The sequence below is a fragment of the Burkholderia sp. SR8 genome (assembly GCF_052851275.1).
On sequence record NZ_JAULUC010000001.1, the window covers coordinates 81,619 to 105,048 of the forward strand.

Consider the following 23,430-nt stretch of genomic DNA (forward strand, 5'->3'; position numbering starts at 1 on the left):
CGCCCCGCCGTACCGCGCCGCCCGAGCGGCGCCTTTCCATAACAACAGGAGAAACACGTGTCCGTCGAAGTTGACCGTCAAGTTCCCGATTTCACCGCAGCTGCCACGGGCGGCGACATTTCGCTGTCCGACCTGAAGGGCAAGAAACTCGTCCTGTATTTCTATCCGAAGGACAACACGCCGGGCTGCACGACCGAAGGCCTGCAGTTCCGCGACCTGTATCCGAAGTTCAAGAAGGCCGGCGCCGAAGTGATCGGCGTGTCGCGCGACAGCCTGCGCTCGCATGACAATTTCAAGGCAAAGCTCGAACTGCCGTTCCCGCTGATTTCCGATGCCGACGAAGCGCTGTGCGCGCTGTTCGATGTCATCAAGATGAAGAAGATGTATGGCAAGGAAGTGCGCGGAATCGAGCGTTCGACGTTCCTGATCGACGCCGACGGCGTGCTCCGCCAGGCATGGCGCGGCATCAAGGTGCCCGGTCACGTGGACGACGTGCTAAGTGCTGTACAAGCGCTTTGAGCCGCGTTATATTGGGCCGCAATGAATGCCAGTTCGCCCCATATTTCTCGTAGCTGCGCCGGTGCCCGTTGCGATGCTTTCCGGCACCTGACGCGCATCACGACGGTATCAGCCGAGCCGCATGTCCCGGTCCACGGGGCAGCGGCTTTTTTTATGGACTGCGCGCCGGCTCTCGGTCCGGCCCTCACCTCGTCAAGGAGCTGACCGACACTTAGGCGAACCGGCTAGACGAAATTCCTGTGCGCCACCGCGCGCAAACTGCATGCGTCTACGTCACGCAGGATGCGATCAGCGGCGCACTTCATGCGACACGATTCCTCCCGAGGGACACCATGCCTTTGCCTACCCCCCCCAGCAAGCTCGGCAGCCTGCTGCCGCCCGATGAATACAAGGCGAAAGCGCGGCCCGCGAAAGCCGCGAAGAAATCCGCCGAAGGGGACGCATCCACAGCCGGTGACTATGGCCCGGCCAGCGTGGCCCAACCGATGACCGAAGCCGCGAACACGGCCGCGCCGCTGCGCGCCGTCGCATCGTCGGCCGAGGAAGCCGCGGGCACGTCCGCACGCGGCCGCAAGACCAGACAGACCGCCGCCCTGCTGCAGCCGTTGCCGGCGCCCGCCGAACCCGCGGCCGCGGCCCCCGTCGTCGCGCGCAACGACAAGCCCGCCGCCGGCAAACCGTCCGCGGCCGCGACGCCCGCGCGCGACGCGGGCGCCGCGACGAAGTCGCGCAGCCGCAAGCCGGCCGAAGCCGAACTGCAGAAGCTGTTCGTGCTCGACACCAACGTGCTGATGCACGACCCGAGCAGCCTGTTCCGCTTCGAGGAACACGACGTCTATCTGCCGATGATGACGCTCGAGGAGCTCGACAACCACAAGAAGGGGATGTCCGAAGTCGCGCGCAACGCGCGCCAGGTCAGCCGCACGCTCGACGCGCTCGTCGCCGACGGCGGCCCGATCTCGGCCGGCATTCCGCTGTCGCGCCTCGGCAGCCGCGAGGCGCTCGGCCGCCTGTACTTCCAGACGAAGCTGGCCGACATCGCACCGGTCGAAGGCTTGCCCGAGGGCAAGGCCGACAACCAGATCCTCGGCGTCGTGCGCGCGCTGCAGCGCGACCGGCCCGACCGCCAGGTCGTGCTGGTGTCGAAAGACATCAACATGCGGATCAAGGCGCATGCGCTCGGCCTGCCCGCGGAAGACTACTTCAACGACCAGGTGCTCGAGGACAAGGATCTCCTCTACACCGGCGTGCGCGAGCTTCCGCAGGACTTCTGGACCAAGCATGCGAAGGGAATGGAGAGCTGGCAGGACACGAAGACGGGCACCACGTACTACCGCGTGACGGGCCCGCTCGTCGCGTCGATGCTCGTCAACGAGTTCGTCTATCTCGAGCCGCAGAACGGCGAACCGACGTTCCACGCGATCGTCCGCGAACTAAACGGCAAGACGGCGCTGCTGCAGACGCTGCGCGACTACAGCCACCACAAGAACAACGTGTGGGGCATCACCGCGCGCAACCGCGAGCAGAACTTCGCGCTGAACCTGCTGATGAACCCGGAGATCGACTTCGTCACGCTGCTCGGCCAGGCCGGCACCGGCAAGACGCTCGTCGCGCTCGCGGCCGGCCTCGCGCAGGTGCTCGACGACAAGCGCTACAACGAGATCATCGTGACGCGCGCGACCGTGCCCGTCGGCGAGGACATCGGTTTCCTGCCCGGCACCGAGGAAGAGAAGATGCAGCCGTGGATGGGCGCATTCGACGACAACCTCGAAGTGCTGCAGAAGACCGACGACGCGGCCGGCGAATGGGGCCGTGCGGCGACGCAGGAGCTGATCCGTTCGCGCCTGAAGGTGAAGAGCATGAACTTCATGCGCGGCCGCACGTTCGTCGACAAGTACCTGATCATCGACGAAGCGCAGAACCTGACGCCGAAACAGATGAAGACGCTCGTGACGCGCGCGGGCCCCGGCACGAAAATCGTGTGCCTCGGCAACATCGCGCAGATCGACACGCCTTACCTGACCGAAGGCAGCTCGGGCCTCACCTACGTCGTCGACCGCTTCAAGGGCTGGGGCCACAGTGGCCACGTGACGCTCGCGCGCGGCGAACGCTCGCGGCTCGCCGACTACGCGTCGGACATCCTGTAACGCGGGCCGGCCGACCGGCCGCCTTTCGATGCCACGCGGCGCTCCGTTTCCGGAGCGCCGTTTTCATTTGTGGGGTCGGAAGCGTTCGTCATCGTTCGTTACGCAACAGCCGCACTTACGCGCGAAACTTCAAGTAAATTCTCAGGAATGGTTGCCTAAGCCCCGCCGGAACGTCTACCATCGGGTCTGTCTGTTGTCATACGATTCGCGCGCGCCGCGCGCGTCTGCCTTGTCATGCTTCGAATCTGGGTTCCCGTCGCCGTCGTTTCACTGCTTGCGGCCTGCTCCAGCGTGCCGCCGCAGTCGGCGTCGCGCAGCTCCGGCATGAAGATCACGACGCCGCGCGCGTTCCCGCCGCCCGCCAATTTCCCGAAATTCGTCGACCACAGCGTCGGCCAGGAAGAAATCTCGATCCAGGCGATGAGCCTCGTCGGCGTACCGTATCGCTGGGGCGGCAACACGCCCACCAGCGGCTTCGACTGCAGCGGGCTCGTGCGCTACGTGATCGGCCGTGCGGCCGACGTGAACCTGCCGCGCACGACCGCCGACATGAGCAGCCGCGGCGTATCGATCGATCCCGACCAGATCGCGCCGGGCGACCTGATCTTCTTCAACACGACCGGGCGCCCGCATTCGCACGTCGGCATCTACGTCGGCAAGCTGCGCTTCGTCAACGCGCCGTCGACCGGCGGCACCGTGCGGCTCGACTACCTGACGAATCCGTACTGGGCCAAGCGTTTCGACGGGATTCGCCGCGTCGCGCCGCCGCGCGGCACACCCGCGCCGTTCGATGCACCGACTTACGAGGCCAGGCGCGCCGAACCGCGCAATCCGGCAGCGGTCGCGGCCGCTCCGGCGGTCGTGACCGCTGCCGCCGCGCCGCGCCAGCAGACGGCGTATGCGTCCTCGCAAGCAAGACCGGCGCAGGTACCGGCTGCGGCCATCCCGCCCACGCCGGCCGCGACGGCGGCCGCTGCCGCCGCAGCTGCGCCGGCAGCACCGGCTGCCGATCCGTACGAGCCGCCGCCGCGCCTGCAGGCGGCCCAGCAGCAGGCAACCGCGCCGAATGATGCAAGGCTGGCGATGACGCCCAATGCAGCAGCGGCCGCCCCGGCGGAAGCCGGCACGCAGATTCCGACGACTGCACTGACGGCCGCCGAGGCTGCCGCCTTCGATGCCGAGCCGCCGCCCGCCACCACGCCGGCGGCCCCACGCAGTATCGAGCCGGTGCAGGTGTTGCGCGCGTCGACGCAATCCGCGCCCGTCAGCCCGCGCACGAGTACGGTCGACGATCCGATCGCCCGGTTTGCGAACGGCAATTACTGACCGGTTGCCCGAACGCCGATCGTCACGCGATGTTGGCGGCATCTGCCGCCCTCCACCTCCTCGCCACCGCCCCTTTCGCGCCCCCTCAAAAGAAAATGCGCCGCAGCCTTTCGGCTTGCGGCGCATTGCGCATCGATCAGGCGGCGTCCGGCGATCAGAAGATCTGATGCCCGATCCACCACCCGCCGGCCGCGAACAGCGCGGCTGCCGGCAGCGTCAGCACCCAGGCCCACACGATGTTGCCGGCGACACCCCAGCGCACGGCCGACAGCTTCTGCGTCGCGCCGACGCCGACGATCGCGCCGGTGATCGTATGGGTGGTCGACACGGGAATGCCGAGGAACGACGCGATGAACAGCGTGATCGCGCCACCGCTTTCCGCGCAGAAACCGCCGACCGGCTTCAGCTTCGTGATCTTCTGGCCCATCGTGCGTACGATGCGCCAGCCGCCGAACAGCGTGCCGAGGCCCATCGACAGGTAGCACGCGCCGATCACCCACGCGGGCGGCGCAGCGGCCGTCGCCGATGCATAGCCCGACGCGATCAGCAGCATCCAGATGATGCCGATCGTCTTCTGCGCGTCGTTGCCGCCGTGGCCGAGGCTGTACAGTCCGGCCGACAGCAGCTGCAGCCGGCGGAACCGCCGGTCGACCTTGCTCGGCGCGGTCCGGAAATACAGCCACGACACGCCGAGCATGAACAGCGAACCGAGGATGAAACCGAGCAGCGGCGAGATGAAGATGAACGCGATCGTCTTCAGCAGCCCGTCGATGTTGAGCGCGCTCCAGCCCGACTTCGCGAGCGCCGCGCCGACGAGACCGCCGATCAGCGCGTGCGACGAGCTCGACGGGATCCCGTAGTACCAGGTGATCACGTTCCAGCCGATCGCTCCGACCAGCGCGCCGAACACGACGTAGTGGTCGACGATTTCCGGATCGATCGTGCCTTTACCGACGGTCTGCGCGACCTTCAGGTGGAAGATGAAATACGCGATGACGTTGAACGCGGCCGCGAACACGACGGCCTGCTGCGGCTTCAGCACCCCGGTGGACACGACGGTGGCGATCGAGTTCGCCGCGTCGTGGAAGCCGTTCATGAAGTCGAATACGAGCGCGACGAGCACCAGCGTCGCGACCATCCATAGGGCGAGTTGTATCGAATGCATCGTGGTCCGCTCAGGCGTTTTCCAGCACGATGCCTTCGATGATGTTCGCGACGTCCTCGCACTTGTCGGTGATCTCTTCGAGCAGCTCGTAGATCGCCTTCAGCTTGATGAGCGTCTTCACGTCGTCTTCTTCGCGGAACAGCTTCGACATTGCCGCGCGCAGCACGCGATCGGCCTCCGATTCCCAGCGGTCGATCTCCTCGCACTGCTTGAGGATCTGCGCCGACTGCTTCATGTCGGACAGCAGCGCGACCGCCTGCTGAACGTGTTGCGCCGACTGCGTGACGATGTGCGCGAGCTGGCTCGCCTCCGACGTGACCGACTGCACGTCGTACAGCGACACGGCCGTCGCGACGTCTTCCATCAGGTCGAGGATGTCGTCCATCGTCGTGATCAGCTTGTGGATCTCGTCGCGATCGAGCGGCGTGATGAAGGTCTTGTGCAGCAGATCGATCGCTTCATGCGTCAGCTTGTCAGCGGCCTTCTCGGCGGTTTGCACGTTTTGCTTGTGAATCTCGGCGTCGGCGAGATTGTCGATCAGCAGTTCGAGCTCGCGGCCACCGGAAACGATGTGCTTCGCGTGCGCGTTGAAGAGTTCAAAGAACTTGCCCTCCGTGGGCATGAATCGACCGAACATGGGATTCCTGAGAGATTGTCAAACGACTGTCACGAAAACGGGCGATATTGTACCGTTTTCGGTTGCGACGCGACGCGCGCATATGCGCGCGCCGGGATTGGAAACAACGCCTGGTGAAATAACGGTTTACATCCGGCGAAGAAGTGTTACTCGCCGTAGAAGGTCTGCGCCCCCGCAAAGTTGTCGAACTTCGTGTATTGGCCCAGGAACGTGAGCCGAACAGGTCCGATCGGACCGTTACGCTGCTTGCCGATGATGATCTCGGCCGTCCCCTTGTCCGGGCTGTCGGGATTGTAAACCTCGTCGCGGTAAATGAACAGGATCACGTCCGCATCCTGTTCGATTGCGCCGGACTCACGCAAATCGGACATCACCGGACGCTTGTTCGGACGCTGTTCGAGACCGCGGTTCAGCTGCGACAGCGCGATCACCGGCACGTCGAGCTCCTTCGCCAGACTCTTCAGCGATCGTGAAATTTCGGAGATTTCGGTCGCGCGGTTCTCGCCCTGCGACGAACCCGACATCAGCTGGAGGTAATCGACGATGATTAGCCCGAGCTTGCCGCACTGACGCGCAAGGCGTCGCGCGCGCGAGCGCAATTCCATCGGGTTCAGGCCGCCCGTTTCGTCGATGAAGAGCTGCGCCTCGCTCATCTTCTGCACCGCGTGCGTCAGTTTCGGCCAGTCCTCGTCGGTCAGGCGGCCGGTACGCATCCGGTGCTGGTCGAGCCGGCCGATCGAGCCGAGCATACGCATCACGAGCTGGGTGCCCGGCATTTCCATCGAGAACACCGCGACCGGCAGCCCGTACTCGACCGCGACGTATTCGCCGATGTTCATCGAGAAGGCCGTATTGTGTGTGACGACGAAATCGTCGGTCACATACAGGCGCGACGGATGCGAGACCGAGATGCATTGCGTGGCAGTCAGGCGCGACGGCTCGATACTTGTAATCACCGGCAGCTTGCGACGCGTCCGGCCGACGGTCAGCCTTTCACGCTTGCCCTCGAACAGGAAGAGGCTCTGCGGATCCGGGTGGCTGATCGTGCACACATATGCGATCGCACCCGACTGGCGTTCGCCGCGCGACGCGAAGGATGTCGCCTTCTCGGAAATCGCGCACCACGCGCCCAGCGAGCGCGCGAGTTCCTGCACGTCCCGCGCGAGTTGCGGGCTGGCCGTTGAATAACGCACCGTGCCCCACGATTCGACCCAACCGTCCGTATCGAGCAGTCCGCGCAGCAAATCCAGGCGCACGTCCCGGGATGCATCGAGGTAGCTCCGCGGCACGAACTTGTCGTAGCTGGTCCGGCCCCACAGGCCGAGGCCTTCGAGCGCTGCCTTCAGCGGATTGACGCTCGGGCGTGTGCCCTCCTGCGCGGAACGGCGCTTGATGCGCCAATCGTACTGGCCCGCATGCTCGAGTTCGAGCGTTGCATCGACGCGTGTACGCATCCGGTTCAGCGTCTCTTCCGCTTTGACGCTGAAGCGCACGGCCGTGCCGCCCAGCGCGCCGTCGCCGAGCAGCGCGCCGAGCACCCACGGATCGACAGGCAGTGTGTCGCCGTGCCCGAAGTCTCCCGTCGGCATGTCGATCCACAAACGCCCCTGATAACGCTGACGCATCAGCAGCGTCCTGATCTCCGCCGTGCTCAGAATGCGCGGCTTCTGCCATTCCCGATAATGGACGCACCACAGATGTTCATCGCAGCATTCGGCCGAACGACCGTCCGAGAAGCGCACGCGGTACACCTGGCGCTCGCCCTGGGGGTAGATCCCGGTGACCATCGACGGCGCGCCATCGACCGAGGCAAGTGCGTCGCCGATCGCCAGTTCACCCATGCGCTTCCAGCCGGTCAGCGTCTTCACGCTTGCATCGAGCGGCTGCGCCTTGCCCATTGACGGTCTGCCCGCCACGATGATCAGTTCGCCGCCATGCATCCCGGACGTCATCCGGTCGAGGTCGACGAAGCCCGTCGGCGTGCCGGTGACGTCGCTCGGGTTCGCGGTGTGGTACAGCGTGTCGATCCGCTCGACGACCTGCGTGAGCAGCGGGCCGATCTCGAGGAAGCCCTGGTTGCCGCGCGCGCCCTCTTCGGCGATCGAGAACACCTTCGACTCGGCCTCGTCGAGCAGCTGACGGACTTCCTTGCCCTGCGGATTGAACGCGTCGGCCGAAATTTCGTCGGCGACCGACACGAGCCGGCGCAGCACCGCGCGGTCGCGCACGATTTCCGCATAGCGGCGGATGTTCGCGGCGCTCGGCGTATTCTGCGCAAGCGCGTTCAGGTATGCGAGGCCGCCGACGTCGTCGGCCTTGCCGGACGTGGTCAGCGCTTCGTACACGGTCACGACGTCGGCCGGCCGCGTCGACGCGATCAGCCGGCCGATGTGCTCGTAGATGATCCGGTGGTCGTAGCGGTAGAAGTCGCCCTGCGACAGGAAGTCGGCAATCCGGTCCCATGCCGCGTTGTCGAGCAACAGGCCGCCGAGCACCGACTGCTCGGCTTCGACCGAATGCGGCGGGACTTTCAGCGATTCGATTTGAGGATCTTGCGGCGCGTTCATGGGTTGGGATTATCGCGAATAGATCGCCGCTGCGCTACCGCTGCGGCGGCCGGGCAATAAAAAAGGCAGGCCCCGGTTGCCCGGGCGCCTGCCCTTGTCCGGACGGCGGAAGCCGCCCGGCAAGCTTGCGTACGCTTATGCGTGGTCGCCGATCACGTTGATCGTGACGTCGACGACGACGTCCGTGTGCAGCGCGATCTGGACGACGTGCTCGCCGATCATCTTCAGCGGGCCTTCCGGCATGCGAACTTGCAGCTTCTCGACTTCGAAACCTGCCTTCTTCAGCAGTTCCGCGACGTCGCCGTTCGTGACCGAGCCGAACAGACGGCCATCGACGCCCGACTTCTGCGTGACTTCGAACGTCTGGCCGTTCAGCTTCTCGCCGACTGCCTGCGATGCTGCCAGCTTTTCAGCGGCGATCTTTTCGAGTTCGGCGCGGCGAACTTCGAATTCGGCGATCGCTTCCTTCGTTGCACGGCGAGCCTTGCGGTTCGGGATCAGGAAGTTGCGAGCGTAACCGTCCTTGACCTTGACGATATCGCCGAGGTTGCCCAGATTGGCGACTTTTTCCAACAGAATGATTTGCATTCGAATTCTCCTTATTGCGTCGCCTGATTACGCCTTGTGCTGATCGGTGTACGGCAGCAGCGCGAGGAAACGCGCACGCTTGATTGCCGTATCCAGCTGACGCTGATAGTGCGCCTTCGTACCCGTCAGACGAGCCGGCGTGATCTTGCCGTTTTCGCCGATGAAGTCCTTCAGCGTTTCCGTGTCCTTGTAGTCGATCTGCTCGACGCCTGCAGCCGTGAAACGGCAGAACTTCTTGCGCTTGAAGAGCGGGTTTTGTTGCTGACGACGCTTGTCGAATTTCTTACCAGTCGGGCGGGGCATGATTTCAGTCCTTTCCAATGTCCTGCAATGCTGTGATGTGAAACACCAAGGTTCTCGCGTTGCGGCTCTTCTTCGCCAGGAAGCCCGTGAACAGCGTCTCGACGCCCATTTCACGACTCTCCAGCCTGCCGCTCGCCTCACCGGCCGCCACCGCCTCGATCGTCATTTCGACCTGACGGGGAATGCCTGCTTCGACGACTTCCGTGCGGTGATGCAACGTGGCGCTTGCGATCGGAACACCTGCCGGCGTATATCGCACCGGTGCGCGTTCGACGACGCTCGCCGTCAATTGCAACCTGTTCACGTGAGTGTCGAGTTCCTTGGTGGCTTAATACGTGACGAACTTAAGCCTGCGCTTCGGTCGGCTGAGCTGCAGCCGCCTTCTTGGCTTCTTCGCGCTGAACTTCCTTCATCATCGGCGACGGGCCGGTCTCGGCCTTCTTCATCTTGACGATGAGGTGGCGCAGCACGGCGTCGTTGAACTTGAACGCGTGTTCGAGTTCGTCGAGCGTCGTCTGGTCGCACTCGATGTTCATGCAGACGTAGTGAGCCTTCGCGAGTTTCTCGATCATGTAGGCCAGTTGGCGACGGCCCCAGTCTTCGACACGGTGGATCTGGCCGCCGTGCGTCGTGATCGTGGTCTTGTAACGCTCGATCATCGCGGGCACTTGCTCGCTCTGATCGGGGTGCACGATGAATACGATTTCGTAATGACGCATTACACACTCCTTGTGGATTGAAGCCACCCGGGCGTCTGAACCGGTGTGGCAAGTGAGAAGCCGAAGATTCTAACCCGGATACGGGGCGCATGCAACACCGATCGACGATTTCCGCACGGATTCGGCCATGTTTTCAAAGACTTGAAGGGGGTCGACAGCGGAAGCGCGATAAGCGCGAGCGCCCGAGAATCGGGGACGTATCGCCATGCGCGCTCCGCTCCCGCGCTCCGGCCCGCCGTCACTCGCTACGAGCCGCGCCCAGCCGCGCGTCGAGCGCCGTGCGGAACGCGGCCAGCGCCGACGGCTCCGCGTCGGTCACCGCCCACCACGTCATCCCGGCCGCGTCCCAGCGGTCGAGCGCGTAGCCCTGCGACACGGTCGCGTACGGCGCGCGCTGCCGCCCTTCTCCGGCCGGCCGCACGTATACGTCGATCACGTGCTGCCGGTAGCGGTACACGAGCACCGCGACGCGGCGGCGCCCGACGTAGTCGAGCCGGCCGCCGGCCAGCGGAAACCCGCTCGCCGACAGGTCCTCGACCGGCGGCGCATAGTCGAGCCGGCCGTTGAACCACGGCTTGACCGTATGCCGGTCGGTCGAGATCACGTCGATGTCGCGCGCCGACAGCCCGGCCCGCACGTGGCTCGACACGAGTTCGTCGACGATCTGGTCGGTGCCGGCGTGACGGGCGGACAGCGCCATCCCGGCCGCCGCGGCCAGCGCGACCGCGAGCGCCACGCCCCAGCCGAGCCCGGGCAGCGCCGCGACGCGCGGCCCCGGGCCCGTCGAGGCCGGGCGAGCCGACGCGCCGCGTCCGGCCGGCCACGCGAACCAGCGGCGCCCGCCCGATCCCGCGCGCGGCCGGGCCGCGGCGCCCGCCGGCGCCGGTTCCTCACGGGTCGATCCGTGTGCCTGGTCCTGTTCGCTGGCCGCCGCGGGCAATCCGGCGAGAATGCTCGCGCGCAGCGCATCCGGCGCGCGGTGATAGTCGGCCTGCCGCACCGCACGGGCCAGCGCGACGATCCGCTCGCGTTCGCGGCGGCACGCGTCGCACCCTTCGACATGCTGCTGGACGCGCAGCGCATCGGGCGCCGACAGCTCGCGATCGACGTCCGCGTCCAGCAATGCGCGCGCTTCGTTACAGTCCATCGATCGCCTCCGATGCGGTTCCGCCCGCCGACGCACGTCCCGGCGCGCATTCGGGCGCTGGCGCCTGCGTGCCGGCCAGCAGCGCGGCGAGCCGGCGGCGGCCGCGTGCGAGCCGCGACATCACGGTACCGACCGGCACGTCGGCGATCGCCGCGATCTCGCGGTAGCTCAAATCCTCCATCTCGCGCAGCACCAGCACCTCGCGGTATTCCGGCGGCAGCTTCGCGAGCGCCGCGTTCACGAGCCGCGCGTTCTCGCCGCGCAGCAGGTGCGCGAGCGGATCCTCCGTCGCCGGCTGCCAGTCGTCGGGCACGTCGGTGTCGTCGAGCGTGTCGGGCAGCGTGACCTCGTGCGCGTGGGCGCGGCGGCGCCACTCCGTGTACCAGGTGTGGCGCACGATCGTCAGCAGCCACGGCCGCGCGTTGTCGCCGCGGCACGCGTCGACGAAGCGCAGCGCACGCATGCACGCGTCCTGGACGACGTCGTCCGCATCGCCCGCGTTGCCGCTCAGCCAGCGCGCGAGGTTGTATGCGGCGTCGAGGTGCGGCAGCACCAGCGCGCGGAACCGCTCGCCGCGCGCGAGCGCGTCGTCCTCCGCCCGCTCGTCGATCGCCTGTCCGGCTTGCCCCACATGGCCTCCCTGGTTCCGGCGGCCGAAGCCGCACCCGTCTCGCGTCCGATGCCGCGCCCGATCTCGCGCCCGGCGCCCGGACAGACCGGCAGCGTGCGCACTCGATGACCTTACCGCCGCTGCGTCGAGTTTATTCCCGCGCGAAGCCGATGCAGCGCAAAAAAATTCGCGCATCGGGGCCGGCGGCGCCCGTTACGGCGTGCTGCTCCAGTAGCCGGGGCGCGCATACGCTTCGCGCAGGTAGTCGATGAAGTAGCGCACGCGCGCGGGCACGTAGCGCTGCTGCGGATAGACGGCGAGGATGTCGTAGTCGGGCAGCGCGTATTCGTCGAGCACGGTCTCGAGTTCGCCGGTTTCGAGCTGTGCGGCGATTTCCCAGGTCGAGCGCCAGCCGAGCCCGAGGCTCTCGGCCACCCAGCGGTGCAGCAGCTCGCCGTCGTTGCAGTCGAGATTGCCGGCCACACGCATCGTGACGATCTTGCCGTGGCGCTGGAAATACCAGCCGCGGTTCTGCCCGCCCTGCAGGTTGAACGCGAGACAGTTGTGCTTGAGCAGATCGTCGAGCGACTTCGGCCGGCCGTGCTTGCGGAAATACGCCGGCGTGCCGCAGACGACGCGCCGGTTCGACGCGAGCTTCACCGCGACGAAATTCGGATCGACCGAGCCGCCGATCCGGATCGACAGGTCGTAGCCTTCGCGCACGAGATCGACGACGCGGTCGGTCAGGTTGAACGACAGCTGCATTTCCGGCTTGTCGACGAGAAAGCCGGGCGCATGCGGCGCGACGTGCTTGCGGCCGAACGCGGCCGGCGCGGACACGATCAGGTGGCCGCTCACCGCGCGCCGCCCGGCGGCCAGCTCGTTCTCGGCCTGGTCCCACTCGGACAGCAGTCCGCGGCAGCGCTCGAGGAACGCGGCGCCCTCCTCGCTGACCACCAGCCGCCGCGTCGAGCGGTACATCAGCTTCACGCCGAGGCGCTTCTCGAGCGCGTCGATGCGCCGCCCGAGCACCACCGGCGACACGCCCTCCTCGAGCGCGGCCGCCGCGAGGCTGCCCGCGTCCGCGACCCGCACGAACGTCTCGATCTGCTTGAAACGATCCATCTGCTGTCTCCACCGTCTCCGACACCGGCGGGAAGCCCCGTCCGGCCGTCATTCCATACTTTTAGTTTCGAAATAAGCGACTTCGGCTGATCTTATCAAACCTTTCCTGCATCCCTAAAGTGTTCCCAACAGACCGATTCGCAAGATCCGATTATCCAAGGAGACATTCATGGCCAAGATGAGAGCCGTCGACGCAGCCGTACTCGTGCTCGAGAAGGAAGGCATCCAGACCGCGTTCGGCGTGCCGGGCGCCGCAATCAACCCGTTCTATTCCGCGATGCGCAAGTCGGGCGGCATCAGCCACGTGCTGGCCCGTCACGTCGAAGGCGCGTCGCACATGGCCGAAGGCTTCACGCGTGCGGCGCCGGGCAACATCGGCGTGTGCATCGGCACGTCGGGCCCCGCCGGCACCGACATGATCACCGGCCTCTACTCCGCGTCGGCCGACTCGATTCCGATCCTCGCGATCACCGGCCAGGCGCCGCGCGCTCGCCTGTACAAGGAAGACTTCCAGGCCGTCGACATCGAGTCGATCGCGAAGCCGGTCACCAAGTGGGCCGTCACCGTGCGTGAACCGGCGCTCGTGCCGCGCGTGTTCCAGCAGGCGTTCCACCTGATGCGCTCGGGCCGTCCGGGCCCGGTGCTGGTCGACCTGCCGATCGACGTGCAGCTCGCCGAAATCGAATTCGACATCGACACGTACGAACCGCTGCCGGTCTACAAGCCCGCGGCCACCCGCGCGCAGATCGAGAAGGCGCTCGCGATGCTCAACGACGCGGACAAGCCGCTGATCGTGTCGGGCGGCGGCGTGCTCAACGCGGCGGCCGAAGACCTGCTCGTGCAGTTCGCCGAAACGATCGGCGTGCCGGTGATCCCGACGCTGATGTCGTGGGGCGCGATTCCGGACGATCACCCGCTGATGGCCGGCATGGTCGGCCTGCAGACGTCGCACCGCTACGGCAACGCGACGATGCTCGCGTCCGATTTCGTGCTCGGCATCGGCAACCGCTGGGCGAACCGCCACACGGGCAGCGTCGAGGTCTACACGAAGGGCCGCAAGTTCGTGCACGTCGATATCGAACCGACGCAGATCGGCCGCGTGTTCGGCCCGGATCTCGGCATCGTGTCCGACGCGAAGGCCGCACTCGAGCTGTTCGTCGCGGTCGCGCAGGAATGGAAGGCCGCCGGCAAGCTGAAGGATCGCAGCGCGTGGGTTGCCGAATGCCAGGAACGCAAGCGCACGCTGCAGCGCAAGACCCACTTCGACAACGTGCCGGTCAAGCCGCAGCGCGTGTACGAAGAGATGAACCGCGTGTTCGGCCGCGATACCTGCTACGTCAGCACGATCGGCCTGTCGCAGATCGCCGCCGCGCAGTTCCTGCACGTGTTCAAGGCGCGCAACTGGATCAACTGCGGCCAGGCCGGCCCGCTCGGCTGGACGATCCCCGCCGCGCTCGGCGTGCGTGCGGCCGACCCGAGCCGTCCGATCGTCGCGCTGTCCGGCGACTACGACTTCCAGTTCATGATCGAGGAACTGGCCGCGGGCGCGCAATTCAAGCTGCCGTACGTGCACGTCGTCGTGAACAACTCGTATCTCGGGCTGATCCGTCAGGCACAGCGCGCGTTCGACATGGACTACTGCGTGCAGCTCGCGTTCGACAACGTGAACGCACCGGAGCTGAACGGCTATGGCGTCGATCACGTGGCGGTCGCCGAAGGCCTCGGTTGCAAGGCGCTGCGCGTGTTCAAGCCGGAAGAGATCGAACCGGCGCTGCGCCAGGCGCAAACGCTCGCCGAGGAGTTCAGCGTGCCGGTGGTCGTCGAAGTGATCCTCGAGCGCGTGACGAACATCTCGATGGGCACCGAAATCGACGCGATCAACGAGTTCGAGGAACTCGCCGAGAAGGCCGAGCACGCGCCGACCGCGATCTCGATGCTCGACTGATCCGCACGCCATTTTTTGACTGACCGACCGAAGAGGCTTAGCTCATGCCGAAGTTTGCTGCAAACCTGACCATGCTGTTCAACGAAGTGCCGTTCCTCGACCGCTTCAAGGCGGCCGCGGACGCGGGCTTCGACGCCGTCGAGTTCCTGTTCCCGTATCCGTACGCGAAAGAGGAACTCGCCGAGCGGCTCGAGACGCACCGGCTGCGCCTCGTGCTGCACAACCTGCCCGCGGGGAACTGGGACCAGGGCGAGCGCGGCATCGCGTGCCTGCCCGATCGCGTCGGCGAGTTCCAGGAAGGCGTCGGCCGTGCGATCGAGTACGCGAAGGCGCTGAAGGTGCCGCAGCTGAACTGCCTGGTCGGCATCCCGTCGGCGAGCACCGCGCGCGACAAGACGTTCGTCACGATCGTCGACAACCTGCGCTTCGCCGCCGATGCGCTCAAGCGCGAAGGCATCCGCCTGCTGGTCGAGCCGTGCAACAGCTTCGACATCCCCGGCTTCGCGCTGAACCGTTCGTCGGAAGGGCTCGACGTGATCCGCGCGGTCGGCTCGGACAACCTGTTCCTGCAGTACGACATCTATCACATGCAGCGCATGGAAGGCGAACTGGCCGCGACGATCGAACGCAACCTCGCGTCGATCGGCCACGTCCAGCTCGCGGACAACCCGGGCCGCAACGAGCCGGGTACGGGCGAGATCAACTACGCGTTCCTGTTCGCGCTGCTCGACCGGCTCGGCTATGCCGGCTACGTCGGCTGCGAATACAAGCCCCGCACCACCACGACGGAAGGGCTCGGCTGGCTGCAGCGCGTCGCCGGCTGCGCATCGGGCTCGGCGCGCCGCGCCGCCTGAGCGCCGCCCTTCCCGCGGTTTCCCCCAGATACGCCCCTATAGGAGACTTTCACATGGCAACCATCGGTTTCATCGGCCTCGGCATCATGGGCGCGCACATGGCGCGCAACCTGCTCAAGGGCGATCATCAGCTCGTCGTGAACGGTGCGTTCCCGATCCCCGACGACCTGCGCGCGAGCGCGAAGGTCGTCGCGAACTCGACCGAAGTCGCGCAGCACGCGGACGTCATCATCTCGATGGTGCCGGACACGCCGGACGTGCGTAACGTGCTGTTCGCCGACGACGGCGTCGCGAAGGGCCTGACGGCCGGCAAGCTCGTGATCGACATGAGCTCGATCTCGCCGCTCGACACGCAGGCTTTCGCGAAGCAGATCAACGCGCTCGGCTGCGACTACCTCGACGCGCCGGTGTCGGGCGGCGAGGTCGGCGCGCGCGAGGCGACGCTGACGATCATGGTCGGCGGCCCGGAGAAGGCATTCGAGCGCGCGAAGCCGCTGTTCGAGAAGATGGGCAAGAACATCACGCTCGTCGGCGACAACGGCGCGGGCCAGACCTGCAAGGTCGCGAACCAGATCATCGTCGCGCTGAACATCGAAGCCGTCGGCGAAGCGCTGCTGTTCGCCGCACGCTCCGGCGCCGATCCGGAGCGCGTGCGCCAGGCGCTGATGGGCGGCTTCGCCGCGTCGCGGATCCTCGAAGTGCACGGTGCGCGGATGACGAAGCGCACGTTCGATCCGGGCTTCCGCATCGAGCTGCACCAGAAGGACCTGAACCTCGCGCTCGACGGCGCACGCAAGCTCGGCCTCGCGCTGCCGCACACGGCCAGCGCACAGCAGCTGTTCAGCGTGTGCGCGTCGCACGGCGGCAAGGCATGGGATCACTCGGCACTCGTGCGTGCGCTCGAGATCATGTCGAACTTCGAGATCGGCCAGACGCCGGCCGCGTAACGCGGCTGCAACAGCGCGCGTTTCGCTGCAACGGCAAACGCGCGCGACGAACACACGCGCGCCGGCCTCGGCCGGCCGCATCGATGCGCGAGCACTCGCGCATCACGGTGGGGCGCCCCGCCGCGCATTGCTGAAACGCGTGCGCGACGGGGCGAAAAGCGCCGCTCTGGGCTGAGAGCGGCGTGGTGGGGTCCGCAGCGGCACCCGGCGGCGCCGGGGAAGCCTTGGTCGGTCAGACGTCGTCGTCGGGTGTCCGCCTGTCGGATTTCGCGTATTACATTTCTTTACGTTCGCGCGTACGATTTTTCATGCAATCGTCGCGATGAACGCCTACACTTTCGCCACGCCTTTCGAGAAATCCGCCGCGCCTGCGCTCACTCCGGTGACCGCGCCCAGCGCGGTGTTTTTTTCGCCACTTCACGGCGCGTTTTCTTTTCAACCACCTAGGGAGTGCAGCGATGGGTCTTCTTTCGTTTATCAAAGAGGCGGGTGAAAAACTGCTGGGTCACGCTGACGCGCAAGCAGCGGAAGATCCGAATGCCGCGAACCAGACCGCGGCCGATGCGATCAAGAACTACATCAACACGCAAGGTCTCGACACGTCGAACCTGACCGTCGCGTTCGACGGCGCATCGCGCACCGTCACGCTGTCGGGCAGCGTCGCCGATCTCGACACGAAGGCGAAGGTCAAGGTCGCGGCCGGCAACGTGCAGGGCGTCGCGGGCGTGAACGACGACGATCTGCAGCCGGACGATCCGGAAGTCCAGTACCACGACGTGAAGCCGGGCGACACGCTGTCGGCGATCGCGAAGGAAGTGTACGGCGACGCGAACAAGTATCCGGCGATCTTCGAGGCGAACAAGCCGATGCTGTCGAGTCCGGACCGGATCTATCCGGGCCAGAAGCTCGTGATCCCGCCGCAGTCCTGAGCATTCGCGCAGCGCTGAGACAACAAAGGCAGGCCGATGGCCTGCCTTTTTTCATGCGCGCCGCGTGCCGCCCGAGCGGCGGCCGGCGGTCACAGCGTGTCGAATGCGCGCTGCAGCGCGTCGCGCTCGTGAATGCCGTTCGCGAGCGCCAGCATCAGCAGCACGCGCGCCTTGAACGGGCTCAGCGACCCGGCGCTCACGAAGCCGAGCGCATCGTCGTTCGCGGCGCCGTTGCGCATCACGTGACCCGAGCCGACGCGCGACGCGCGCACCACGGCGACGCCCGCCTTCTCCGCATCGGCAAGCGCGGCCTGCAGCGTCGCATGGATCGACCCGTTGCCGGTGCCCGCAACGACGAGGCCGCGCACGCCGGCCGCGACGAGCGCGTCGACGGCCGTGCGCGTCACGCCTGCATAGCTCGCAACGACTTCGACCGGCGGCCATGCGGCCGCGATCGCCAGTTGAGTGTCGCGCGCACGCGTGACGCGGCGCGCGAATTCGACGCGGCCGTCCTGCACCCAGCCGAGCGCACCCAGCTCCGGCGACTGGAATGCGTCGACCGCGTAGGTGCTCGTCTTCACGACGTCGCGCGCGCCGTGGATCCGGTTGTTGAACGCGACGAGCACGCCCTGCCCGCGCGCGGCCGGATGCGCGGCGACCGTCACCGCGTTCAGCAGGTTCAACGGGCCGTCGGACGACAGCGCGGTGGCCGGCCGCATCGCGGCCGTCAGCACGACGGGCTTGTCGCCCTTCACGACCAGATGCAATGCGTACGCGGTTTCCTCGAGCGTGTCGGTGCCGTGCGTGATCACGATGCCGTCGATCGCCGGATCGGCCATCAGCGCGTCGATGCGCGCGGCGAGCGTATTCCACAGCGGCAGTGCGAGATCCTTGCTGTCGATGCTCGCGACCTGCTCGGCTGCGACGTGTGCGACCGACGCGAGCGCCGGCACCGCATCGAGCAGGAAATTGACGCCGAGCGCGCCGGCCTGATAGCCGGCCGTGCTGGCGGCGTCCGGCGCGGCGCCGGCGATCGTGCCGCCGGTGGCGAGTACGGCGATGCGCGGCAGCGCCGGCGCGGACGGGGAGGATGCGGGGTTCGGAGTATTCATGGCCGCGATTGTAATGGCTCGCGCCCGGCATCCGGTAGGTCGGGCGCGAACGAGCGCCGCGCGCGCCCCGTGTCATGGTTTGTCCCGATCGCCGGCGCGCGCGTGCCGTCAACGGCCATGCCGCCCGCTGCGTTATAGGAATGCCGTTTTGGTGTTTTCACATTGATTTGCCATAATCGGAACGCGCGGCGCGATGCGACCCTGTTCCCGTCGTGCCGGGCTTCGTGACGGCGTCGATATAAAACGCAATTCACCCCATGGGAGTGTCGAAATGAAGATCCAATCGCTCGTAGCCGCAGTGCTTCTCGGCGGCATGCTGGCTTCCCCCGCTTTCGCGGCGAACAGCCAGCAGGACAAGATGAAGGCCTGCAACACCCAGGCAGCCGGCAAGACGGGCGACGAACGCAAGGCGTTCATGAAGGACTGCCTGTCGGCCAAGCCCGCGAAGAAGATGACGCAGCAGGAAAAGATGAAGGCCTGCAACACGCAGGCTGCCGACAAGAAGGGCGACGACCGCAAGGCGTTCATGAAGAGCTGCCTGAGCAGCCAGCCGGCCGCCTGAGTTCCGGCGCTCCCGTCGCAGATGCCGCGCCCCGCTTCGGCGGGCGCGGCATTTTTGTTTTCGTTGCACGCGCATCGACGTGGGCGAGGCCGTCCGATTTGCGATCGCCGCCAGCGTCGCGCGCCGCCGTCGGCTGTCCGCCGCCGATGCGCGCCGCCTTCCCGCCCCGCTTCCGCCGGCGTGCCGTTCGAAGGCCGCCACATGGTGCGGCAATTCGCCGCGTTTTCTTCTATGATGGCTGCAACGCGGCCCACCCAAGACCAAGAAGCGCCATCGGGCCGCCCTCGAGACGGACGCGCACGCCGCGTCAAACGGAGGCATGGATGGCATGGAGACAACACCGCTGGTTCCACCGCTGGCTGATCGTGATCGTGTTCTGGGCCGTGCCCGTCGCGATCGTCGCCGTGCGCGAGATCCGCGAGGAAATGGCGTACAACAAGGCCGACCTGCAGCTCGCGCTGACCACCTGGCAGCTCACCGACGCGCAGCAGGCAGCCGGCGCGGCCGCGAAATGCCACGGGGATCCCGATGCGGCACGCGCGGCCGGCTGCCCGGCCGACGTGCTCGCCGCCAACGCGCCGCGCCAGCAGGCGGCCCGCGACGAATACGTGGTGCGCCGCAATACGCTGGCCGGTTACCTGTGGCACGCGTTCGTCGGCTACTGGGTCGTGCCGGCCGCGTTCCTGTTCGCGTGCGGCGTCGTGATCGCGCTGATCCGCCGCGCGCTGCGGCGCCCGCCGATCAAGCCGCCCGCCCCGCCTGCGCCGCCCGTCGCGCACTGACGCGCCGCTCCCGAGTCCGAGGTGCCCTGCCCGCCGCCGGACGAACGCGCGGCGCGGCAGCGCACGCGTCGATCCGCCCGTTGGCGCGCCGCGACAGCCGAAACGATTTGACGCTTTTTCACGTCGGAACGAAAAGGGGTTGTAATCCATTGTGATATAACTGCCGACGTGATCCGCTCCATGAGCGAGACTCACTCCGAACGTCATCCGATGGAGAACAACGATGCAAAAACGGACTCTTGTGCTGAAAGCCGCCGCCGCGCTCATCGTCGGTAGCCTCGCGCTCACCGGTTGCACCACCACCCCCGACAAGCCCGACAACGCCGCGACCAACGCGTCGAAGCGCCAGGCGATCGATTCGAGCGTCGACGCCACGCTGTCGCGCATGTATTCGACGGTGAAGGGTTCGCGCGAGCTCGTCGCGAAGTCGCGCGGCGTGCTCGTATTCCCGGAAGTGCTCCAGGCGGGCTTCATCGTCGGCGGCCAGACCGGCAACGGCGCGCTGCGCGTCGGCGGCAGCACGGTCGGCTACTACAACACGTCGTCGCTGTCGGTCGGCCTGCAGGCCGGCGCGCAGTCGAAGGCGATCGTGTTCCTGTTCATGACGCAGCAGGCACTCGACGAATTCCGCAGCTCCGACGGCTGGGCAGCCGGCGCCGGCGCATCGGTCGCGCTCGTGAAGATGGGCGCGAACGGCGCGGTCGACTCCAACACGGCCACCGCGCCGATCCAGGTCATCGTGCTGACCAACGCCGGCCTGATGGGCGACGTGTCGATCAACGGCACGAAGGTCACGAAGCTGAAGATCTGACGCCGCGGCGTCCTCGCCCGTGCGCACCGCGCGGGCGACGTGCAAACGGCGATGTCCTCGCGGACATCGCCGTTTTTTTATCCGCGCGCGCTGCGAATCGACGCCTGGACGCATCGACGCATCGGTGAATCAGGTCGTCGAATCGATTACCTTGAAGCGCGAGCGCTTCTGCGCGCGGATCAGCGACTGATAGACGTCGACGTACTGCTGCGCCATCCGGCGCGACGTGAAGCGCTCCTCGAAGCGCTGCCGCACACGCGCGCGCGGCAGCAGGTGCAGCCGGTTCACGGCGGCGACCGCGCTGATCTCGTCCTCGACGATGAAACCCGACACGCCCTCGTCCACCACCTCCGGCACCGCGCCGCGATTGAACGCGATCACCGGCGTGCCGCACGACATCGCCTCGATCATCACCAGCCCGAACGGCTCCGGCCAGTCGATCGGAAACAGCAGCGCATGCGCGCCCGACAGGAACTCGGCCTTCTGGTGGTCGGCGATCTCGCCGATGAATTCCACGTGCGGCAGCGCGAACAGCGGCTTGATCTCGCGCTCGAAGTACTCCTCGTCGGCCGCGTCGATCTTCGCGGCGATCCGGATCGGCAGCCCGCACTGGCCTGCGATGCGGATCGCGGTGTCGACCCGCTTCTCCGGCGAGATGCGGCCGAGAAACGCGAGATAGCGCGGCTCCACCGGCTGCGGCAGGTACATCGTGTCGGGCAGCCCGTGATAGACGGTCGTCTGCCATTTCGCCTGCGGCAGCGGCTGGCGCTGCGAATTCGAGATCGAGATCACCGGCGCGGTGTTGAACGTGTCGAACACGGGCTGCTGCTCGGGCAGGTCGAGCCGGCCGTGCAGCGTCGTCACGAACGGCGTTTCCTGCCGGTTGAAGACCGAAAACGAGTAGTAGTCCATGTGGAAATGGAGCACGTCGAAATCCTTCGCGCGGCGCGCGACCGTCTCCATCAGCAGCATGTGCGGCGCGACACGGTCGCGGATCGACGAATCGAGCCGCAGCGCGCGCGGCCACACCGGCTCGAGCTTCGCGCGGGTCGTCGAATCGCCGCTCGCGAACAGCGTCACGTCATGGCCGAGATCGACGAGCGCCTCGGTGATGTAGGACACGACGCGCTCCGTGCCGCCGTACAGCTTCGGCGGCACGGATTCGGTCAGCGGGGCGATCTGCGCAATTCTCATGATCCACGTCTCCTGTGTCCTCGGCCGGCACGGGGGCGCCGGCACTGGCGGCCCCATGCGGCACGCGGCCGGCATCGCGCCGGCCGAATATCTCATTATTATTCGCGATCCCGATGCCCGGAAGCGCCGGTCTTGCATTTTATGGGCGTTGTTACAGACAGGATACATTCGACGCGGCGGCTGACCGCATCGGTCCGGTCTCAACGGGCGCGGCCTTCACCGCTGCGGCCGGCGGCGCGTGGTGCGCGGCGCGGCGCGTCAGCGCGACGGCCATTTCCACGGCGGCAGGTCGCGCGTGTCCGCATCGACGAGCACGGTCGCGCCCAATTGCTTGTCGAGCACCAGCGACGCGCAGCCGGCCTCGCGTTCGAGCGTCGCGATGAGCCGCGCCGCGTGCGACACGACCAGCACCTGCGAACGCCCGGCCGCCTGCGCGATCAGGCGGCCGAGCGCCGGCAGCAGATCGGGATGCAGGCTCGTCTCCGGTTCGTTCAGCACCATCAGCGCGGGCGGCCGCGGCGTCAGCAGCGCCGCCGCGAGCAGCAGGTAGCGCAGCGTGCCGTCCGACAGCTCGGCGGCCGACAGCGGCCGCAGCAACCCCGGCTGGCGCATCAGCACGTCGAAGCGACCGCGGCCGCCCGGATTGTCGATGTCGATCGATGCACCGGGGAACGCGTCGTCGATAGCCGCGTCGAGTGCGGCGGCATCGCCGATCTCGCGGACCGTCTGCAGCGCGGCGGCCAGGTCGGCGCCGTCGTCCGCGAGCACCGGCGTGTGGGTGCCGATGTGCGACTGCCGGGCCGGCGCGTGCGCGTCGGTCCGGAAATGATCGTAGAAGCGCCACGAACGGATCCGCTCGCGCACCGCGATCATTTCGGGCGCGCCGACCGGGTCCGCGAACTCGGTCATCATGCTGTCGAAGCTCGCGACCGGCTGCGGCACCGTATGCCAGTCGCCGGAGCCGGTGCGCGTGCGAATCTGCGCGCCCTGGCGGTCGACCAGCAGCGTCGACGGGCGCAGCAGCGCGCCGCCCCAGATGCATTCGCGCTTCACGACGGGATCCAGGCGAAACATCGATGCATCGTTCTTCACCGGCAGGCCGAGATCGATTGCATAGCCGAAATCGTCACCCGCGAAACCGAGCTTCAGGCTCACCGGCCCATTGCGCACCGTGCCCGTCACCGGCACGTCGCCGCTCAGCATCGCGCGCGAAAAGCGCTCGGGGCCGGCCCATAGCGTCGACGGCAGCCCGCCTTCGCGCGCGAGCGACGGAATCACGCGGCCCTGCGCGGTGTCGGCGAGCAGCCGCAGCGCACGGTAGACGCTCGACTTGCCGCTGCCGTTCGGCCCGGTGACGACGGTCAGCGCCGCGAGCGGCACGATCAGCTCGCGCAGCGAGCGGTAATTGGCGATGGCGAGCGTCTTCAGCGCGGTCATGGAA

Annotated in this window: 23 protein-coding genes; 10 read left to right on the forward strand and 13 right to left on the reverse strand. The window is 66.8% G+C overall.

The genetic code is table 11. From position 1 onward, the window contains the following. Window positions 1–57: 57 nt before the first annotated feature. The 3 genes from Q3A80_RS00370 to Q3A80_RS00380 all read left to right on the forward strand — a co-directional run bounded on the left by Q3A80_RS00370 (window position 58) and on the right by Q3A80_RS00380 (window position 3,992). Entirely contained in the window at window positions 58–519 is a 462-nt protein-coding gene (locus tag Q3A80_RS00370; protein ID WP_174382164.1) for a peroxiredoxin, read from the forward strand. Window positions 520–851: 332 nt separating this feature from the next. Continuing rightward, window positions 852–2,666 (forward strand): PhoH family protein, encoded by a 1,815-nt coding sequence (locus tag Q3A80_RS00375; protein ID WP_446327181.1) that lies wholly within the window; start codon window positions 852–854, stop codon window positions 2,664–2,666. A gap of 234 nt (window positions 2,667–2,900) precedes the next feature. Then, the gene (locus Q3A80_RS00380) at window positions 2,901–3,992 is read left to right on the forward strand and encodes a C40 family peptidase (protein WP_446327182.1); all 1,092 of its coding nucleotides are present in this window, start codon (window positions 2,901–2,903) and stop codon (window positions 3,990–3,992) included. Window positions 3,993–4,146: 154 nt separating this feature from the next. Here the strand turns inward: Q3A80_RS00380 and Q3A80_RS00385 are convergent, their stop codons facing one another. The 10 genes from Q3A80_RS00385 to Q3A80_RS00430 form a co-directional block, all read right to left on the reverse strand. Beyond that, complete coding sequence (locus Q3A80_RS00385) at window positions 4,147–5,157, reverse strand: anion permease (protein WP_446327183.1); 1,011 nt, start codon at window positions 5,155–5,157, stop codon at window positions 4,147–4,149. 10 nt (window positions 5,158–5,167) lie between these two features. Continuing rightward, a complete protein-coding gene (locus Q3A80_RS00390) occupies window positions 5,168–5,794 on the reverse strand; it encodes a DUF47 domain-containing protein (protein WP_006402300.1) in 627 nt (208 codons plus the stop codon). A 146-nt stretch (window positions 5,795–5,940) separates the two neighbouring features. Beyond that, the gene (gene dnaB, locus Q3A80_RS00395; RefSeq protein WP_446327184.1) at window positions 5,941–8,361 is read right to left on the reverse strand and encodes a replicative DNA helicase; all 2,421 of its coding nucleotides are present in this window, start codon (window positions 8,359–8,361) and stop codon (window positions 5,941–5,943) included. A gap of 135 nt (window positions 8,362–8,496) precedes the next feature. Next, complete coding sequence (gene rplI, locus Q3A80_RS00400) at window positions 8,497–8,949, reverse strand: 50S ribosomal protein L9 (RefSeq protein WP_044847232.1); 453 nt, start codon at window positions 8,947–8,949, stop codon at window positions 8,497–8,499. A gap of 27 nt (window positions 8,950–8,976) precedes the next feature. Further along, a complete protein-coding gene (gene rpsR, locus Q3A80_RS00405) occupies window positions 8,977–9,252 on the reverse strand; it encodes a 30S ribosomal protein S18 (protein WP_006486248.1) in 276 nt (91 codons plus the stop codon). Between the two features lie 4 nt (window positions 9,253–9,256). Then, window positions 9,257–9,556 (reverse strand): primosomal replication protein N, encoded by a 300-nt coding sequence (gene priB / locus Q3A80_RS00410; protein ID WP_011657069.1) that lies wholly within the window; start codon window positions 9,554–9,556, stop codon window positions 9,257–9,259. A 40-nt stretch (window positions 9,557–9,596) separates the two neighbouring features. Then, window positions 9,597–9,971 (reverse strand): 30S ribosomal protein S6, encoded by a 375-nt coding sequence (gene rpsF, locus Q3A80_RS00415; protein WP_006755436.1) that lies wholly within the window; start codon window positions 9,969–9,971, stop codon window positions 9,597–9,599. A 238-nt stretch (window positions 9,972–10,209) separates the two neighbouring features. Further along, a complete protein-coding gene (locus Q3A80_RS00420) occupies window positions 10,210–11,118 on the reverse strand; it encodes an anti-sigma factor family protein (RefSeq protein WP_446327185.1) in 909 nt (302 codons plus the stop codon). Next, window positions 11,108–11,749: an RNA polymerase sigma factor gene (locus Q3A80_RS00425; RefSeq protein WP_446327186.1), complete on the reverse strand. Its 642-nt coding sequence runs from the start codon at window positions 11,747–11,749 to the stop codon at window positions 11,108–11,110. The genes Q3A80_RS00420 and Q3A80_RS00425 overlap by 11 nt, the downstream gene beginning before the upstream one ends. A gap of 192 nt (window positions 11,750–11,941) precedes the next feature. Next, a complete protein-coding gene (locus Q3A80_RS00430; protein ID WP_446327187.1) occupies window positions 11,942–12,853 on the reverse strand; it encodes a LysR family transcriptional regulator in 912 nt (303 codons plus the stop codon). Window positions 12,854–13,022: 169 nt separating this feature from the next. Between Q3A80_RS00430 and gcl the strand changes: the two genes are divergently transcribed. The 4 genes from gcl (at window position 13,023) to lysM (ending at window position 17,528) form a co-directional block, all read left to right on the forward strand. Continuing rightward, a complete protein-coding gene (gene gcl / locus Q3A80_RS00435) occupies window positions 13,023–14,798 on the forward strand; it encodes a glyoxylate carboligase (RefSeq protein ID WP_446327188.1) in 1,776 nt (591 codons plus the stop codon). 44 nt (window positions 14,799–14,842) lie between these two features. Beyond that, window positions 14,843–15,652: a hydroxypyruvate isomerase gene (gene hyi / locus Q3A80_RS00440; protein WP_446327189.1), complete on the forward strand. Its 810-nt coding sequence runs from the start codon at window positions 14,843–14,845 to the stop codon at window positions 15,650–15,652. A 38-nt stretch (window positions 15,653–15,690) separates the two neighbouring features. After that, complete coding sequence (locus Q3A80_RS00445; protein ID WP_446327470.1) at window positions 15,691–16,599, forward strand: 2-hydroxy-3-oxopropionate reductase; 909 nt, start codon at window positions 15,691–15,693, stop codon at window positions 16,597–16,599. Between the two features lie 458 nt (window positions 16,600–17,057). Next, window positions 17,058–17,528, forward strand: a complete 471-nt coding sequence (lysM, locus tag Q3A80_RS00450) for a peptidoglycan-binding protein LysM (protein WP_021162125.1) — start codon at window positions 17,058–17,060, stop codon at window positions 17,526–17,528. A gap of 89 nt (window positions 17,529–17,617) precedes the next feature. Here the strand turns inward: lysM and Q3A80_RS00455 are convergent, their stop codons facing one another. Further along, window positions 17,618–18,640 carry an asparaginase gene (locus tag Q3A80_RS00455; protein WP_446327190.1) on the reverse strand — a complete coding sequence of 341 codons (1,023 nt, stop codon included), beginning with the start codon at window positions 18,638–18,640 and terminating at the stop codon, window positions 17,618–17,620. Window positions 18,641–18,911: 271 nt separating this feature from the next. Between Q3A80_RS00455 and Q3A80_RS00460 the strand changes: the two genes are divergently transcribed. The 3 genes from Q3A80_RS00460 (at window position 18,912) to Q3A80_RS00470 (ending at window position 20,795) form a co-directional block, all read left to right on the forward strand. Next, window positions 18,912–19,202: a PsiF family protein gene (locus tag Q3A80_RS00460; RefSeq protein ID WP_006402283.1), complete on the forward strand. Its 291-nt coding sequence runs from the start codon at window positions 18,912–18,914 to the stop codon at window positions 19,200–19,202. A 323-nt stretch (window positions 19,203–19,525) separates the two neighbouring features. After that, window positions 19,526–19,984 (forward strand): hypothetical protein, encoded by a 459-nt coding sequence (locus tag Q3A80_RS00465; protein WP_446327191.1) that lies wholly within the window; start codon window positions 19,526–19,528, stop codon window positions 19,982–19,984. A gap of 223 nt (window positions 19,985–20,207) precedes the next feature. After that, window positions 20,208–20,795 (forward strand): BPSL1445 family SYLF domain-containing lipoprotein, encoded by a 588-nt coding sequence (locus tag Q3A80_RS00470; protein ID WP_446327192.1) that lies wholly within the window; start codon window positions 20,208–20,210, stop codon window positions 20,793–20,795. A 129-nt stretch (window positions 20,796–20,924) separates the two neighbouring features. Here the strand turns inward: Q3A80_RS00470 and Q3A80_RS00475 are convergent, their stop codons facing one another. Together Q3A80_RS00475 and Q3A80_RS00480 are read right to left on the reverse strand one after the other, a co-directional pair. Continuing rightward, complete coding sequence (locus tag Q3A80_RS00475; RefSeq protein ID WP_446327193.1) at window positions 20,925–21,989, reverse strand: glycosyltransferase family 4 protein; 1,065 nt, start codon at window positions 21,987–21,989, stop codon at window positions 20,925–20,927. A 258-nt stretch (window positions 21,990–22,247) separates the two neighbouring features. Then, a complete protein-coding gene (locus Q3A80_RS00480) occupies window positions 22,248–23,426 on the reverse strand; it encodes an AAA family ATPase (RefSeq protein WP_446327194.1) in 1,179 nt (392 codons plus the stop codon). Window positions 23,427–23,430 lie beyond the last annotated feature (4 nt).

Excerpts from the sequence above, each read along its gene's own strand:
- Q3A80_RS00420 (WP_446327185.1), bottom strand. The coding sequence starts at position 11,118 with ATGGACTGTAACGAAGCGCGCGCATTGCTGGACGCGGACGTCGATCGC.
- Q3A80_RS00430 (WP_446327187.1), bottom strand. The coding sequence starts at position 12,853 with ATGGATCGTTTCAAGCAGATCGAGACGTTCGTGCGGGTCGCGGACGCG.
- Q3A80_RS00475 (WP_446327193.1), bottom strand. The coding sequence starts at position 21,989 with ATGAGAATTGCGCAGATCGCCCCGCTGACCGAATCCGTGCCGCCGAAG.
- Q3A80_RS00480 (WP_446327194.1), bottom strand. The coding sequence starts at position 23,426 with ATGACCGCGCTGAAGACGCTCGCCATCGCCAATTACCGCTCGCTGCGC.
- gcl (WP_446327188.1), top strand. The coding sequence starts at position 13,023 with ATGGCCAAGATGAGAGCCGTCGACGCAGCCGTACTCGTGCTCGAGAAG.
- rpsF (WP_006755436.1), bottom strand. The coding sequence starts at position 9,971 with ATGCGTCATTACGAAATCGTATTCATCGTGCACCCCGATCAGAGCGAG.
- hyi (WP_446327189.1), top strand. The coding sequence starts at position 14,843 with ATGCCGAAGTTTGCTGCAAACCTGACCATGCTGTTCAACGAAGTGCCG.
- rpsR (WP_006486248.1), bottom strand. The coding sequence starts at position 9,252 with ATGCCCCGCCCGACTGGTAAGAAATTCGACAAGCGTCGTCAGCAACAA.
- lysM (WP_021162125.1), top strand. The coding sequence starts at position 17,058 with ATGGGTCTTCTTTCGTTTATCAAAGAGGCGGGTGAAAAACTGCTGGGT.
- Q3A80_RS00380 (WP_446327182.1), top strand. The coding sequence starts at position 2,901 with ATGCTTCGAATCTGGGTTCCCGTCGCCGTCGTTTCACTGCTTGCGGCC.
- Q3A80_RS00460 (WP_006402283.1), top strand. The coding sequence starts at position 18,912 with ATGAAGATCCAATCGCTCGTAGCCGCAGTGCTTCTCGGCGGCATGCTG.
- Q3A80_RS00470 (WP_446327192.1), top strand. The coding sequence starts at position 20,208 with ATGCAAAAACGGACTCTTGTGCTGAAAGCCGCCGCCGCGCTCATCGTC.
- Q3A80_RS00465 (WP_446327191.1), top strand. The coding sequence starts at position 19,526 with ATGGCATGGAGACAACACCGCTGGTTCCACCGCTGGCTGATCGTGATC.
- rplI (WP_044847232.1), bottom strand. The coding sequence starts at position 8,949 with ATGCAAATCATTCTGTTGGAAAAAGTCGCCAATCTGGGCAACCTCGGC.
- Q3A80_RS00385 (WP_446327183.1), bottom strand. The coding sequence starts at position 5,157 with ATGCATTCGATACAACTCGCCCTATGGATGGTCGCGACGCTGGTGCTC.
- Q3A80_RS00455 (WP_446327190.1), bottom strand. The coding sequence starts at position 18,640 with ATGAATACTCCGAACCCCGCATCCTCCCCGTCCGCGCCGGCGCTGCCG.
- Q3A80_RS00390 (WP_006402300.1), bottom strand. The coding sequence starts at position 5,794 with ATGTTCGGTCGATTCATGCCCACGGAGGGCAAGTTCTTTGAACTCTTC.
- Q3A80_RS00375 (WP_446327181.1), top strand. The coding sequence starts at position 852 with ATGCCTTTGCCTACCCCCCCCAGCAAGCTCGGCAGCCTGCTGCCGCCC.
- dnaB (WP_446327184.1), bottom strand. The coding sequence starts at position 8,361 with ATGAACGCGCCGCAAGATCCTCAAATCGAATCGCTGAAAGTCCCGCCG.